General features: G+C 64.1%; 1 protein-coding gene and 1 pseudogene. Both read left to right on the forward strand.

The window, feature by feature from the left end:
* A pseudogene (locus A5652_RS28835) lies at nucleotides 1–156 on the forward strand (acyl-CoA synthetase); the annotation flags it as partial.
* Between the two features lie 13 nt (nucleotides 157–169).
* The coding region (locus tag A5652_RS24220) for an aromatic ring-hydroxylating dioxygenase subunit alpha (protein WP_067357988.1) at nucleotides 170–1,230 on the forward strand (1,061 nt) is incomplete at its 3' end.

A 1,230-nucleotide genomic window follows, 5' to 3' on the forward strand; every position in this document is an offset into this window, starting at 1 on the left:
GCCGAACTCGTCGAGTACTGCCGGGCTCACCTGGCCGGGTACAAGTGCCCGCGCACCGTCGAATTCGGCTCCCTGCCGCGCGACCCGAACGGAAAGCTGTACAAGAGACGTATTCGCGACCGCTACTGGCAAGGGCGAGTGTCACGAATCCTATGAAAAGGGAATCGACATGGTGACCACAGACGTGAACTGGACCCCGCTTCCGGTGCCGTGGGCGGTCCAGGCCGCCGATCGGATTCCCAAGCAGCGGTACTACGACCCGGAGTTCTACGCGCTCGAACAAGAAATGCTCTGGCCGCGGGTGTGGCAGATGGCTTGCCGCCTCGAGGAAATCCCCAAGCCGGGCGACTATGTCGAGTACGAGATCCTTGACGAGTCCATCATCGTCGTCCGGCTGGATGCCGAGAACGTGCGCGCCTATCACAATGCTTGCCGCCATCGCGGCGTAAAGCTGGTGGAGGGCAACGGGAATCGGCGCACCTTCGTGTGCCCCTTCCATGGCTGGTGTTGGGGCATGGATGGACGCAACACGTTTGTGCTGCGGCCCGAGGAGTTCGACGAGCACAACCTGAGCCCGGAGGATCTTCGCCTCGTCTCGGTGCGGTGCGAGGTCTGGGGCGGGTGTGCATGGATCAACCTCGACGACGACGCACCGCCGTTGCGCGACTGTTTCGAACCGTTCGCATCGATCTACGACGCCTGGAAGGTGGAGTCGCTGCGCGTCGAGTGGTGGCAGTCGTGCCGGCTGCCGGTGAACTGGAAGCTGGCGACGGCCGCCTTCATGGAGGGCTATCACGTCCCGCAGACCCACCCGCAACTGCTGCCGTCGAGCATGCCCGCCTCGTCCTCCAAGCCCCCGGGCTTAGCGCAGACCAACCTGTATTTCATGCGCACGCTCGGTGAGGGCATGGCCGGTATGACGCACGAGAATGACGTCCGCATCGCCGAAGGGCTACAGGACATGGAGTTACCGTCGGATCCCGCCGAGGCGATGGCCGTCTGGCGCAGCACCCTCAACGACGCCATCGTGCACTGGCATCGAGCCAGGGGCTGCGACATCCCGGACCTCAACGACCTGGCGCGGCGCGGCATTACCGAGGCCATCAATTTCGGCTTCCCGCATTACTTCGTACTGCCGCAGTACAGCAGCGCCTCGTCCTACCGGATCCGTCCGCTGGGGCCGGAGGAGACCCTCTTCGAGATCTGGTCACTCACCCGCATGCCACCCGA

Source organism: Mycobacterium sp. 1165178.9 (assembly GCF_001673555.1).
Classification (GTDB): domain Bacteria; phylum Actinomycetota; class Actinomycetes; order Mycobacteriales; family Mycobacteriaceae; genus Mycobacterium.